The sequence below is a fragment of the Saccharopolyspora pogona genome, assembly GCF_014697215.1.
Lineage (GTDB): Bacteria > Actinomycetota > Actinomycetes > Mycobacteriales > Pseudonocardiaceae > Saccharopolyspora > Saccharopolyspora hattusasensis.
The window spans coordinates 9,019,597-9,032,429 of the sequence record NZ_CP031142.1; the positions used below are offsets into that span (position 1 = coordinate 9,019,597).

Here is a 12,833-nt window from a genome sequence, read left to right on the forward strand (position 1 = left end):
GCCGAACAGCACACCTGCCGCACTCAACTCGTCGCCTGATCGGGGGCTGGAGGCTGTTTTGGATGCGCTGGTTGAAGCGAACGGACCGTTCGTGCCACCTATGAGCCTGTTGCGTTTTCGGCGAAAACGGCTGAACCGAAGTACCAAATCAGTCTCGATCGCCGCCGTTTGTCCGCCAGTGGCCATCTCAGCCGTGATCGATCGATCACGGTCCGTGGTGGGCGTAATTTTGCAACAGGCTCCTATCGGGGCGAACAGTCCGTTCGCTCCACACCGGTTGGCGAGGCGGAACCGCAGCACTCCGGCTGGGGCTGCCACCGGAACCTCCAGCCAGAACAAGTTCCCAAACAGCCTCTCTCTAGCCGCGGGGTTTGGCGTAGGTCGCGTCGGTTGCCCAGGATTCCGCTACCTCGGACCACTCCGCGGGGCTGGAGAGGAGCGCGATCGCCGCTGTTTTCAGCTCCGCCGGTTCGCCCGTGAGGAGTTCGGTCAGGTCTTCCAAGCCCGGGTTGTGGCCGACCACGACCGCCGTCATGACCGCGGGCGGGATCTCGTGGATGACCGCCAGGAGTTCGCGGGCCGAGGCCGCGTAGATCCGGTCGTCGTACTTGAGCGCCGGTTCGGCCGGGATCTCCGGGGCGGCCAGCTCCCAGGTCCGCCGGGCGCGCACCGCGGGGGAGCACAGCACGAGCTCGATCGCCGCGGCGTGCTTGCGCAGCCACTGGCCGACCTCGGGTGCGTCGCGGCGGCCCCGGTCGGCCAGCGGACGGTCGAAGTCGTCGGCGTCGTCCGGCCAGGACGACTTCGCGTGCCGGATCAGCACCAGTTTCCGCTGCGCATCGGTCATGTCGTGCCGCCCACCTGCTCGCCGGGACTACTCGTCCCACCGTAACCGGTCCGAGCCGATCATCGTGCTTCCGCATCGCGGAATCCGGTGCATTGAGTCGCAGGGCGCTCGGTGCAGCCGATGACGAACACCAGTCCTGGCACGTCGAGGTAGAGCTTGATGGCTTCGCGCACCGCTAGGACCCACGTCGCGGGAGCAGCGGTCGAGGCGACTGTTCCAACGCCACCTCCGGACCTGGAGCGGGCAGTATGGCATGCGGCTGTCGTCAGGAAACGGGAATTGACGAACCTGTGCTGTTGGGCAGTTTCCCCTTAATTGGAGGGAGGTTCAGCTCACGTCGTGGTCGAGAGTCAGGCGCCAGGTCAGTTCTCCGTCGTGCCATTGGCCCGTTGGTTCCAGACCGGTCGCCGTTGCCACCGCCGCGGATGCTCGGTGGTCCGGGTGGATGTGGGCGAGCACCGCGCGCACCGGCTTTCGGCGGAGCCAGTCCACCAGGCCTCGCGCCGCTTCCTTGGCGATGCCTCGGCGTTGCCAGGCGGTTCCCACGATCCAGGCGATCTCGGCAACCGGTCCCGGGTAGCCGGGGCCGATCGTCGCCTGGACCGTGCCGACGAGGCGCGGCTCGTCGCGCACCTGGATCACCCAGTTGCACCAGGACACCTCGGGATCCGGTGAGCCGGCGAGCATCCGCTCGTAGCGGGACCGCAGTTCCCGTGGCGTCAGCGGCGCACCACCGATGAAGTCGTACAGCGCCGGGTCGGCCAGCGCGCTCGACATATCCTCCGCGTGGTCGATGCGCAGCGGCACCAGCCCGAGCCGTTCGGTCGGGATCACTTGCGGCCTGATGCCACCCATGCCGCCGCCTTTCGACGAATCGCCCGGCTCACCGCAGGTGCTTGCGGAAGTGGATCAACTCGTAGGACCCCGCCGGGGTTCGGTGCGTCTCCTCGTAGCCCATGCGCCGGTAGAGCCGGAGGTTTCGCGGTGCTGTGCTCGCCGGTGAACAGCTCGATCGCCGCTACCTGCCGGGGAAGATTCCGCTCGACGTGCAGCAGCAGGCCCGTGCCGAGGCCGTGGCCCTGCCGGTCGGGAGCGACCATCAACCGGCCCAGCGCCGCCGTTGCCCCGTCGAGCTCCACGCGGACCGAGCCGACCAGCCGCCCCGCCTCGCGGAAGCCCCAGGTGAGGCAGGACGGCCGGGCGAGGTCTGCGCGCACGTCGTCGAGGGTTTGCGTCAGCGGCGGCAGCTGGACGTCGTCGTGGGCCTGCGCTTCGGTCACGTACGCCGCGCGTTGCAGCGTCAGCACTTCGCCGGCGTCCGCAACTGTCAGTCGCTCGAGTTTCCCGTTCATGGCAGCTTCTTCTCGAACCAGTGCTCGGCGTAAGGGCCGTTGTTGTACGCCGGGATTTCTCGGAAACCGTGCTTGGCGTAGAGGTTGCGCGCCTCCACGAGATCGGCGCGGGTGTCCAGGCGGATCGCCTGGAACCCGAGGTCCTGCGCGTGCTGCTCGACGGCGGCCAGCAGCCGGGCGGCGACGCCGAGGCCGCGGGCCTGCGGCCGGACGTACATCCGCTTGAGCTCGGCGATACCGGGTTCGAGCGGGCGGATACCGACGCAGCCGAACGGCTCCGCCCCGTTGCGGACCAGCAGGAACACGCCCTCCGGCGGGTACAGGCCGTCGTTGGGGTCTTCCGCGATCGCCTCGTCGACCTCGGCCCCGGTGGCCGGGCGGCCGTAGTACCTGCTGGCCATCTCGTCCGTGTACTCGCGCAGCAGCCCGACGACGACGGGTTCGCCCACGCCGACCGGTTCGACAGTCCCGTGCTGGTTCACGCATAGCATTCTCATCGGCCTGTCCACCGAATACTGGCCAGGCCTCCGGCTTCGTTCGCGAACCGGACTTTGACCTGCGTCGACCGGCGTGCGTTCAATGAGTCGAACACACCGGTGTGGAAAGGATCGCGGCGCATGCGCCTGCCAGGTATTTCGGCGGCGGTGACCGGCGGGGCGTCCGGTCTGGGTTGGCCACCACCCGGAAGCTGGTCGAGTCGGGTGCCAAGGTCACCGAAGAAACGTAGTGCGGAGGCCCCCGGTTTTATCCGTGGGGAGGAAGCACGTTAAGCCGTGATGAACGTGTCCAGCGGTAACCATCCCACCAGATGATTACTGGTGTCGGCCCGCTGTGTAAAATGATCAGTGTGAGGACGGCGTACAAGGTTCGGGCCTATCCCGACCCCGGGCAAGCGGCCCAGCTGGGCCGGACGTTCGGGTGCGTTCGCCTCGTGTGGAACAAGACCCTCGCCGAACGCCACCGCTCCTACCACGCAACCGGCACAAAGACCTCCTACAAGGAGACCGACGCCGCGCTGACCGCGTGGAAGAAGACCGAAGAGCTGGCGTTTCTGTCCGAGGTGTCGTCGGTGCCGTTGCAGCAGACGTTGCGGCACCAGCACACCGCCTACGCGAACTTCTTCGCTGGACGTGCTCGCTACCCGCGCTTCAAGTCGCGTAACGGACGTCGGTCGGCGCACTAACACGCGCAGCGCGTTTAGCCTGCGCGATGGAAAGCTGAAGCTGGCCAAGCACAACGCGCCGCTTGAGTATGTGTGGTCCTGGGGTGCAGAGGTTCTTCAGTCTCTGAATCCGACTATGGTGATCGTTTCCCGCGAGCCTGACGGCCGCTGGTACGTGACCTTCGCCGTGGACACCGACGAGCCCGAACACGCCCCGGCCACCGGCCGCACGGTCGGCGTTGACCTGGGTGTGAAAGACTTCGCTGTGCTGTCCACCGGGGAGAAGATCCCCAACGCTGGCCACTTGGACCGTAAGGCCCGCAACCTTGCCCGCTATCAACGTCAGATGGCCCGCAAGCAGCGCGGTTCAGCGAACCGCCGCAAGGCTCAAGCCAAGGTTGCCCGGGCGCACCGCAAGGTGCGGCACGCGCGGCAGGACTTCCTGCACCGCACCTCAACGGACCTGGTTCGTAACAATGACCTGGTCGCGGTCGAAGACCTCGCGGTGAAGAACATGGTCCGCAACCGAAAACTGGCCAAGGCGATCTCCGATTGCGGGTGGAGCGAGTTCCGGCGCCAGCTCGAATACAAAGCCGAGCGAGCGGGAAAGATCGTCGTTGTCGTTGACCGCTGGTACCCGAGCTCAAAGACCTGCTCGAACTGCGGGCACCTGCTGAAGAACCTGAAACTGTCGGTGCGGCACTGGACGTGCCCCGACTGCGGCACTCGGCACGACCGGGACCACAACGCCGCGAAGAACATCCTTGCCGCTGGTCGAGCGGTAGCCGGGTGGAAATCCGGCGATGCCTGTGGAGCTGGTGTAAGCCGGGGCGAGCTTGCTCGCGCGCAGTCGGCTATGAAGCAGGAAACCCAACCTGTGAAGGTTGGATTCCCCCGCCTTTAGGCGTGGGGAGGAAGTCAACATCCTCGACCTGCCCCACCCCCTCGGCAGGGCGCCGAGGTCGCGACGGAACTCGGCGAAAGTGTGCAGTTCGTGGCCGCCGACATCACGGACGAGCAGCAGTTCGCCGCCGCCTTGGACACCGCCGACGAGATCGGGCCGCTGCGTGCGCTGGTGCACTGCGCCGGGGCCGGGGCCGGGGCCGGGGCTGGGACTGGGGCCGGGGCGCGGATCCGGCTGGTGGAGAAGGACGGCCAGCCAGGGGCGGTGGAGCCGTTCGAGAAGGTCATCGCGCTCAACCTGATCGGCTCCTCCAACGCGCTGCGGCTGGGCGCTGCCCGGATGGCCAAGCACGATGCGGTCGACGACGAGCGCGGCGCGATCGTGCTGACCGCTTCGGTGGCGGCGTTCGAGGGGCAGATCGGGCAGATCGCCTACACCGCTTCGAAGTCGGCCATCGTCGGCATGACGCTGTGCTCGGCGCGCGACCTGGCGAGCAAGGCGATCCGGGTGTGCACCATCGCGCCCGGCATCATGGACACCCCGCTGCTGGGCCGGCTGCGCGAGGACGTGCGCAAGCCACGCCCCACGCGATCGGCAGCGCCACCGTGAAGCCGAGCTCGGCGATCACCGTCCACGCGGTGATGGAGGTGCCGCTCATCGGATCGTCGCCGATGGGGATCAGCAGGCTGAAGGCGACCGCCGTGCCGCCGACGATGCCGCCAGCCTGCAGCAGCTTGGACAGGGCGAGGAATACCCACAGCACGTTGATCCAGCCGATCCGGCCCAGCCGCGGCGGCACGTCGTTGAAGCCGGACAGCGCGGGTTTGCCGGTGCGGATCGTCCAGCGGGCGAGCTCGGCCTACACCGCGACCTTCACGGTGGTGGACAGGATCACCAGCCACAGCAAGGCGAATCTGGCTTCGGCGCCGAGCTCGGTGGTGGCGATGAGCTTGCCGGACCCGACGATTGAGGCGCTGATGATCAGGCCCGGCCCGAGGTAGCGGAGGCTGGACTTCCAGCCCCTCGGCGGTTCCTTGATGCCCTTGGCGGTCGGCAGGTATGGATCTTCGTCAGACGCGGCACTTGTTCCCATCGAGCACCCCTATGTGCCGACCCCGCGCAGTTCCGGGCCGCGGGAGAACCTGGGTTTTCACATCCGTGAAGCAGCCTCTTGGTCCGTGGAAAGTACAGCCCGATCAAGCGGGTCAACGGGCCCCGGCGGCAGGTTTCGATCGGTCCACAACGGGCATTCGGTAGCGGAGAGCCTGCCCGGAGGTGGTAGATGGATTCCCGTTGGGCCTCGCGCTGGCGGCGTCCGGAGACGCGTTGGCAGCTGATGCTCGGCGCGGAGGGACTGGTGCTGGTCCTGCTCGGCTTACTGGGGCTGTCGAATGCCGGTTGGCGGGCATCTGGGGACGTCCCGGTGCTGGTGGTCTTTCACCTCAACACGGCGCACAGCGTCCTGCTGCTGATCGTCGGCGTGCTGGCGCTGCTCGCCGCTCCGTGGCGGCGCGGGGTGGCGTTGTTCGCCGTGCTGCAGATGGTCGGCGGCGTGTTGCTGTTCGTCTACGGCACCGCGGAAAGCACTGCGGGCGAAGGGCGAACGCCGTTCCTGCTGCACCCCGCCGAGAACTTCCTGCACGCGGCGCTGGCCGTGCTGGGCTTCATCATCCTGTGCGGAGTGGAGTCGACGCCGCGCCCGGCCCGACCACGTCGCCGCCTGGTCGCCAGGCACTGAGGTGGGAGCCGGGCGTGCGCCCACCGCCTTCGATCCGGCGACCGGGATGTTGCGGGCGCTATCGCGTTTCCTCGCCGGGCAGGGCATTCCGGCGATCGGGCAGGTGCCGAACACTGGTGCTTTCCGCCGCATCGTCCGGAATCGGCCGGTTGCCGCAGCGCCGAGGCTCTTCACACGCTCCCGGTGGTCCGGGCGCCCCGGGCTACCGGGGCAATGCCGGTGAGGGTGAGGCGAACGGCCTGTTTGTGGCGTCTATTGGCGTGAACGGTCCGTTCGCTCCACGCCAGCGACGCGAAGATGCACCCGCGCCGCACGAGTTCCCGAACAACCTCTACAGCACCAAGAGTGCTCATTAGGTCACCATCCTTTGTACAGCCCTGACGAGTAGGGTTGTGACCACTCGGTCCCGGTGGGTACATGGCCCTCCGGCAAACGCCCCGGCACCGTGCTCATCGAGCGGCTTTGCACCTACCACCCCGCCACCTACCACCCCGCCACCTACCACCAAGATCAACGCAAACCAGGGGTTGACCTAGGAAACTCACGGGTGCTCGGGCCGCACGTCCGCCTGGCCGGAGTGGTCGGGTCCGGATCCGGGCAGGCGGGAATTTTTGCCGGATGTTCGTTGTTGCGCTCGGTCCGCAACCGGTTTTTTCGATGCTTGTCGGTGACTGGACGGATAGGGTTTCGAACATGGTGGGTTCATTACTGGGGACCGAGGTCCAACGGGTCGAAGACCCGGAACTGCTCCGCGGTCGGGGCACCTACGTCGGCAACCTCGAACTGGAGGGCATGCTGCACCTCGGGTTCGTCCGCTCGCCGGTCGCGCACGCGCAGATCGGCAGCATCGACGTCGCAGCGGCCGCCGCCGCGCCGGGCATCGTCGCCGCGTTCTCCGCGGCCGACCTGGACGTGCCGATCCCACCGCCGTTCGTCGACCTCAACCCGAACGTCAAGCGACCCCCGCTGGCCACCGACCGGGTTCGGTTCGTCGGCGAGGCGGTCGCGGTGGTCGTCGGCGAGAGCGCCGCTGCGGTCGCCGACGCGATCGAGCTGGTCGACGTCGACTACGACCCGCTGCCCGTCGTTGCGGACCCGGAGCAGGCCCTGGATCCCGAGGCGGAGCAGCAGTTCCCGGAGCTGGGGTCGAACGTGGCCGGTGGGTACCGTGACTCGGCCGGGGCGGACGTGCTGGCCGGGGCGGATGTCGTGGTGCGGGCCCGCATCGAGAACCAGCGCGTCGCGGTGGTTCCGCTGGAGGGCAACGCGATCGCGGTGCAGCCGGGCGGCCCGGACGAGGAGTACGAGGTCACGGTGCACGTCTCGACGCAGATGCCGCACCTCCTGCGCGACGGGGTGGCCAAGGCCTTCGGTTGGGAGCCGGAGCGGGTGCGGGTGAGCTCCCCGCACGTTGGCGGCGGGTTCGGCGGCAAGGCCGGGGTGACCTCGGAGCACGCGGTCGCCATCGCGGCGGCCAAGCGCCTGGGACGCCCGGTCCGGTGGATCGAGACGCGCTCGGAGAACATGCAGGCGATGCCACAAGGTCGCGCGCAGGTGCAGTACGCGGAGCTGGGGCTCAAGCGCGACGGCACCATCGTCGGCCTGCGCTGCCGTGTCATCGGCGACTCCGGCGCTTACGCGGGCTGGGGCGGCGCGCTGGCCTTGAGCTCGACGCGCATGATGGCGCAGGGCGTCTACCAGATCCCGAAGATCAGCTACGACGCGCTCGCCGCGATCACCAACACCACGCCGACCGGCGCATTCCGCGGCGCGGGGCGGCCGGAGGCAGCGGCGATGCTGGAGCGGCTGATGGACCTGGCCGCGGCCGAGCTTGAGATGGATCCGATTGCGTTGCGGCGCAAGAACTTCCTCGTTCCGGAGGTCTTCCCGTACAAGACGGCGGTCGGCGCCAATTACGACAGCGGCGACTACGCGCTGCCCTTCGACGAGGCGCTCCGGCTGGCCGACTACGACGCGCTGCGTGCCGAGCAGGCGCGTCGCATCGACGCCGGTGAGAAAGTGCTGCTGGGCATCGGTGTGAGCGCCTACGTAGAGATCACCGGCGGTGGTGCGGGGGACTACGCCGAGGTCGAGGTGCACGAGAACGGCGCCCGGATCAAGGTCGGCACGTCCGCGCACGGCCAGGGACACGCCACCTCCTTCGCGATGATCGTCTCCGACACGCTGGGCATTCCGATGGAGTCGATCGAGTTCGTGCAGTCCGACACGGCGGAGGTGCCGCGCGGCGGCGGGACGGGCGGGTCCCGGTCGCTGCAGATCGCCGGCAGCGCCGTGCAGGAGGCCGGCCAGGAAGTGTTGCAGAAGGCCAAGGAGCTGGCGGCGTCCCGGATGGAGGCGTCCGTCGACGACATCCAGCTGACCGACGGCGGCGAGCTCGGCGTGGCCGGGGTGCCGAGCGCGACGATCGCCTGGGCGGAGCTCGCCCGCGCCGCCGGCGAGGACGGCGGGCGGCTGGCCGCGAACATCGACTTCGTGCCGGGCGGCGCGACGTTCCCGTTCGGCGCGCACGTGTCGGTGGTCGAGGTGGACGTGGAGACCGGGTTCGTCCGGCCGCTGCGGCACATTGCGGTGGACGACTGCGGCCGGGTGCTCAACCCGATGATCGTGCGCGGCCAGCAGCACGGCGGCGCGGCCCAGGGCATTGCGCAGGCGCTGTGGGAGCAGGTGACCTTCGACGCCGAGGGCAACCCGGAGACCGGCACCCTCGCCGACTACACGATCCCGTCCGCGGCGGACCTGCCGTCCTTCGAGGCGTCGAACACCGAGACGCCGAGCCCGCACAACCCGTTGGGTGCCAAGGGAATCGGCGAGTCCGCCACCGTCGGTTCCACGCCTGCGGTGCAGAACGCGGTGGTGGACGCGCTCAAGCACCTCGGGGTGCGGCACGTCGACATGCCCACCACCCCGGAACGGGTGTGGAAGGCGATCCAGGCCGGTGGGTCGGCGACGCACTGGCAGGAGCCGCCGGCGGCCTTCGACGCGCTGCCGGTGCGTCCTGAGGACGCGCCGGACGACGCGGACGAAGCCGTGGCCTGATCCCGTCCTGTTCGAGGTGAGGGGCACCCCCGACCGAGCGGTCGAGGGTGCCCCTCACTCATTCCCCGAACGGGTTCGGCGCGTTCGGTAGGCGCGCATCTTGTGGCGTGCTCCGCAGATGTCCATGCTGCACCAGATGCTGTTGTTGCCGGGGGAGCGGTCGTAGTAGAGCCAGCGGCAGTCTTCGGCGCGGCAGACCTTGAGCCGGCCAGGCTTGCCGGTCAGCCCGTCGATGACGAGGGTCGCGATCAGCCGGCCGATCAGCCGCTCGGCCGCGGTGCCGTGCGTCGTCGGGATCACCACCTGGCCGTCCTGCCACTGCGGCGGCGGCAGGAGGCGGCGTGCGTAGTCGTTCACCTCCGCTGAGTCGGTTCCGGCGAGATGTTCGCGGATCGCCTCGCGGGCGCGCACCAGTTGTCGGTGCGCGGATTCGTCCAGTTCGCCGGCGGCGTCGTGCCATTCGCGCGTGCGCAACCAGTCCCGGGTGCTCGCCAGGTCCGCGAAGGCGTCCTCGCCGTGCAGGAAACGCGCGGAATTGCCGAACGTCTCGACTGCTTGGAGGTCGCCTGGCGCGGCCGGTCGGTCGTATGTCACGAATTCAGATTACCGGCATCGCCCCTCAGCTGGTAACGTTACTGGCAGAATTTATTAGACGGTAACTGGAGGTAGGCATGGGCTGGGAGCTGCCGGAGCAGTACGAGTCGCCGCACGGGACGGTCCGCTGGGCGAGCCTGGGGCAGGGGGACCCGGTGGTGCTGCTGCACGGGACACCGTTCTCGTCGTACGTCTGGCGCGACGTCGCCGGCGTGCTCAGCGCCCGGCACCAGGTGTTCGTCTGGGACATGCCGGGCTACGGGCGGTCGGAGAAGCGCGACGGCCAGGACGTCTCGCTGGCGGCCCAGCAGGAGGTGTTCACCGGCCTGCTGCGGCACTGGGGCCTGCGCGCTCCCTCGGTGGTCGCCCACGACTTCGGCGGAGCGGTGGCGCTGCGATCGACGTTGCTCGACGGTGTCCGATATGGACGGCTGGCGCTGGTCGACGCGGTCAGCGTGCGCCCGTGGGGATCGGACTTCTTCCGCCTGGTGCAGGAGAATTCCGACGTCTTCGCGGCGTTGCCGCCGAACCTGCACGAGGCGCTGGTCCGCGCCTACATCGCGACGGCGGCGCACCGCGAACTGCGCGGCGAGGTGCTCGACGCGCTGGTCGCACCTTGGCTTGGCGAGGCTGGCCAACCGGCGTTCTACCGCCAGATCGGCCAGGCCGACGAACGCTTCACCCGAGAGGTGGAGGACCGCTACGCGGAAGTCGACTGCCCGGTCGTGATCGCCTGGGGTGACCACGACACCTGGCTACCGCCGGACCGCGCGAAGAACCTGGCGCAGCGGATCCCGCATGCCGACCTGAACTGGATCGCCGGGGCCGGGCACCTGGTCCAGGAAGACAACCCGGCGGCCCTCGCAACGCTGATCAACGACTTCCTCGCCAGCTAACCGAGGTGCCCGTGCCTGGGCGGGTCCCCGACACCGGGTCCCGGCCGCAATTTCAATGAGCGTTTTCCAACCTCTTGTTGCGATGAGAACAACAACGGAGATAACGATCATCGAGGTCCATATGACGGGTGTTGGCGTTATCCAGGCAGTGTGACGATGGAGGCAGTCAGCAGGTAAACGCCCTTTTCCTGCCATTTCGGGCTCTTCGATTTCAACGGTTCCCGCATTCGGGGCTCCTGCAGCAGAGTGGACATGTGTCTCTGCTATCTCGTCCGCCGATCCGGCGGAGCGTTCCAGTGAATCCCGCCGCACAAATGATTTCCGTTGCGCGCCAGCGGTTTTGCTTCAGGAGTGGGTGACTGGTCGAGATCCGCCGGTGTCGCACCCCCCAGCGCAACCTCCAGAATTGTTGGCATACGCGCCGCTTCCTGCTCGCCGAGTACGACCGGATCGCCGACTACGAGCAGCAGGTCGAACTCGACGTCCGCGCTGGCGGGGGTGAGCGTCGCGGTCGAGCGCGGCGAAGTCATCGCGCTGGTGGGGGAGAACGGTTCGGACGAGACCACACTGGCCAAGCTGCTGGCCGGACTGTACACACCGGACTCCGGCACGATCCGCTGGAACGACGACGACAGCACCGAGATGTCGGGGGACGTGCTGCGGGAGCGGATTTCGGTCATCGCCCAGGACCACACCCGCTGGCCGCTGACCGCCGAGAAGAACATCACCATGGGCCGGCCCCGCGACGACGGGCAGCTGGCCGAGACGGCCCGCGCCGCCGGGGGGCGGACGAGGTCGTCGCCCGGCTCGACCAAGGCTACGACACCTTGCTGGACCGCAGGTTCCACGGCGGGCACGACCTCTCCGGCGGGCAGTGGCAGCGCATCGCGATCGCCCGCGCCTTCTACCGCGACCGGCTCTCCGCCGACCGGATCTACGTGCTGGACCGCGGAAGCGTCGTGGAGCAGGCACGCACCCCGAGCTGCTGCTGCGCAACGGCCGCTACGCGCAGCTCTACGAACTGCAGTCCGCCGCCTACCGCGTGGAGCAACCGAGCTCGGCGTGATGGACTGTCCGGGACCTGACCCGTCTCCTGCCCGGCACGGGAGCTCGGCGCGCAGCGTGCGAATCTCGTAACTGTTCGTGGTCGTTCCGTGTGCCGGTGCCGTTGCGCGCGTGGACCGGGCGGCTGCGCCGCTTCGAAGATGAGTGCTGAAGGCGCGAGGAGACCTGGATGGACTGGTTCGGCTCGGCGGCGCTCGCCCGCGTGCGGGGTGCTCGCCTTCCGCGATCAGCAAACTGCGCGACGTCGGTGGTTTCGCCTGATCCGTCGCCGGATACCGGATCATCCCCGAGCGGCTGGCCCCGGCGCTGGCGCGCGTGGTGATCGCGGCCGAGCTGCTGAGCGCGTTGCTGCTGGTCGTCCCGCCGGTTCGGGTGTGGGGCGCGGTGCTGGCGGGCGGGCTGTTCGCCGTGTTCCTGACCGGCATGATCAGCGTGCTGCGGTGGCATGCGGGTGGACTGCGGGTGCTTCCGCGCATCGGAACCGATCGGTGCCGGTTCGGTGGTCCGGACGGGGCTGCTGCTGGTCTTGGCCGTGTTCGCCGGACTCGCGGGCGATGCTCCGATCAGGCTGCGGCACGTGCTTGTGGGTGGCGGTGTTGTTCGGGTTGTCCGGACTACTCGAGGACCGCTCGGAGCCGTACGGCCCGGGGTTGGGAGCTGTGCTTCAGATTGATGCCGATGTGGCTGATTTCGACGACGGTGGCGACTGCGACGGTGGCGACCGCGTCCGTTTCGCCTATATTTCCCCGCTTTGCGGCCATTGCCGGGTGATGCTGCCAGAATCCGGCGCGGCCGCCGCGACGTTGCCCGTGATGCTGCTGAGCGCTGATGAGCCGGAAGAGGTCCGGGAGTACCTCGACGGGCAGGAGATCTCGCTGCCGTTGGTGACCGGCCCGGACGTCTTCGACGCCAACAGCGTTCCGGGCCCGCCGTACGCCGTCGTCACCACCGGTTCCGGTGTGGTGCTGTCGCACGGCGGCTCGAACCGGCCGGAGCAGCTGGCGAGCCTGCTGGCGGATGCCGGGAGCTGGCTGCGGGGTCCCAATCGGCCGATTGGTCCTCTGTGGGCGGACATCGCCGAATTGGGTACCAAGATCAAGGAAATCGCGTGATGTGCGGTCGGGGCGGCGGCGCGGACTACCCGACCGGTCGTAGATTGGTGGCGGCGCGAATGCGGTGAGCCGACCCTGACGACCTCACCGCCGATCCACGCCCGGG

Annotated in this window: 14 protein-coding genes and 3 pseudogenes; 10 read left to right on the forward strand and 7 right to left on the reverse strand. The window is 68.5% G+C overall.

Features of this window, described 5'->3' with window-relative positions; genetic code table 11:
* Positions 1 to 358: 358 nt before the first annotated feature.
* The 4 genes and pseudogenes from DL519_RS42595 to DL519_RS42610 form a co-directional block, all read right to left on the reverse strand.
* Positions 359 to 847, reverse strand: a complete 489-nt coding sequence (locus DL519_RS42595) for a SixA phosphatase family protein (protein WP_190823429.1) — start codon at positions 845 to 847, stop codon at positions 359 to 361.
* A 327-nt stretch (positions 848 to 1,174) separates the two neighbouring features.
* Positions 1,175 to 1,702 (reverse strand): GNAT family N-acetyltransferase, encoded by a 528-nt coding sequence (locus tag DL519_RS42600; RefSeq protein ID WP_190823430.1) that lies wholly within the window; start codon positions 1,700 to 1,702, stop codon positions 1,175 to 1,177.
* A gap of 28 nt (positions 1,703 to 1,730) precedes the next feature.
* Positions 1,731 to 2,199 (reverse strand): annotated as a pseudogene (locus DL519_RS42605) (GNAT family N-acetyltransferase).
* Positions 2,196 to 2,690 (reverse strand): GNAT family N-acetyltransferase, encoded by a 495-nt coding sequence (locus tag DL519_RS42610; protein WP_190824559.1) that lies wholly within the window; start codon positions 2,688 to 2,690, stop codon positions 2,196 to 2,198. The pseudogene DL519_RS42605 and the gene DL519_RS42610 overlap by 4 nt, the downstream one beginning before the upstream one ends.
* Positions 2,691 to 3,046: 356 nt before the next feature.
* On the opposite strand from DL519_RS42610, the gene DL519_RS47940 reads away from it, so the two are divergent.
* The 3 genes from DL519_RS47940 (at position 3,047) to DL519_RS42620 (ending at position 4,874) form a co-directional block, all read left to right on the forward strand.
* A complete protein-coding gene (locus DL519_RS47940; RefSeq protein ID WP_263399777.1) occupies positions 3,047 to 3,382 on the forward strand; it encodes an RNA-guided endonuclease InsQ/TnpB family protein in 336 nt (111 codons plus the stop codon).
* Complete coding sequence (locus DL519_RS47945) at positions 3,330 to 4,265, forward strand: RNA-guided endonuclease InsQ/TnpB family protein (protein WP_263399778.1); 936 nt, start codon at positions 3,330 to 3,332, stop codon at positions 4,263 to 4,265. Before DL519_RS47940 ends, DL519_RS47945 begins: the two co-directional genes overlap by 53 nt.
* 90 nt (positions 4,266 to 4,355) lie before the next feature.
* Positions 4,356 to 4,874 carry an SDR family NAD(P)-dependent oxidoreductase gene (locus tag DL519_RS42620; RefSeq protein WP_263399779.1) on the forward strand — a complete coding sequence of 173 codons (519 nt, stop codon included), beginning with the start codon at positions 4,356 to 4,358 and terminating at the stop codon, positions 4,872 to 4,874.
* On the opposite strand, the gene DL519_RS47950 is transcribed toward DL519_RS42620, so the two are convergent.
* A complete protein-coding gene (locus tag DL519_RS47950) occupies positions 4,795 to 5,064 on the reverse strand; it encodes a hypothetical protein (protein WP_223840124.1) in 270 nt (89 codons plus the stop codon). The two genes, DL519_RS42620 and DL519_RS47950, sit on opposite strands and share 80 nt — an antisense overlap.
* Before the next feature lie 60 nt (positions 5,065 to 5,124).
* Complete coding sequence (locus DL519_RS47955) at positions 5,125 to 5,358, reverse strand: hypothetical protein (RefSeq protein WP_223840125.1); 234 nt, start codon at positions 5,356 to 5,358, stop codon at positions 5,125 to 5,127.
* Between the two features lie 189 nt (positions 5,359 to 5,547).
* On the opposite strand from DL519_RS47955, the gene DL519_RS42630 reads away from it, so the two are divergent.
* Positions 5,548 to 6,003 carry a DUF4383 domain-containing protein gene (locus DL519_RS42630; protein WP_190823432.1) on the forward strand — a complete coding sequence of 152 codons (456 nt, stop codon included), beginning with the start codon at positions 5,548 to 5,550 and terminating at the stop codon, positions 6,001 to 6,003.
* Positions 6,004 to 6,696: 693 nt separating this feature from the next.
* Positions 6,697 to 9,060, forward strand: coding sequence for a xanthine dehydrogenase family protein molybdopterin-binding subunit (locus tag DL519_RS42635; protein ID WP_190823433.1), 2,364 nt, complete (start codon positions 6,697 to 6,699; stop codon positions 9,058 to 9,060).
* A gap of 54 nt (positions 9,061 to 9,114) precedes the next feature.
* Here DL519_RS42635 and DL519_RS42640 read toward each other — a convergent pair whose 3' ends face one another.
* Positions 9,115 to 9,654, reverse strand: coding sequence for a CGNR zinc finger domain-containing protein (locus DL519_RS42640; protein WP_190823434.1), 540 nt, complete (start codon positions 9,652 to 9,654; stop codon positions 9,115 to 9,117).
* 77 nt (positions 9,655 to 9,731) lie between these two features.
* On the opposite strand from DL519_RS42640, the gene DL519_RS42645 reads away from it, so the two are divergent.
* The 5 genes and pseudogenes from DL519_RS42645 (at position 9,732) to DL519_RS47975 (ending at position 12,727) form a co-directional block, all read left to right on the forward strand.
* Entirely contained in the window at positions 9,732 to 10,550 is an 819-nt protein-coding gene (locus tag DL519_RS42645) for an alpha/beta fold hydrolase (protein ID WP_190823435.1), read from the forward strand.
* A 537-nt stretch (positions 10,551 to 11,087) separates the two neighbouring features.
* A pseudogene (locus tag DL519_RS49275) lies at positions 11,088 to 11,255 on the forward strand (ATP-binding cassette domain-containing protein); the annotation flags it as partial.
* A 122-nt stretch (positions 11,256 to 11,377) separates the two neighbouring features.
* Entirely contained in the window at positions 11,378 to 11,635 is a 258-nt protein-coding gene (locus DL519_RS47965; RefSeq protein ID WP_223840488.1) for a hypothetical protein, read from the forward strand.
* Between the two features lie 256 nt (positions 11,636 to 11,891).
* Positions 11,892 to 12,047 (forward strand): annotated as a pseudogene (locus DL519_RS50630) (MauE/DoxX family redox-associated membrane protein); the annotation flags it as partial.
* Between the two features lie 155 nt (positions 12,048 to 12,202).
* Entirely contained in the window at positions 12,203 to 12,727 is a 525-nt protein-coding gene (locus DL519_RS47975; RefSeq protein ID WP_223840126.1) for a TlpA family protein disulfide reductase, read from the forward strand.
* Positions 12,728 to 12,833 lie beyond the last annotated feature (106 nt).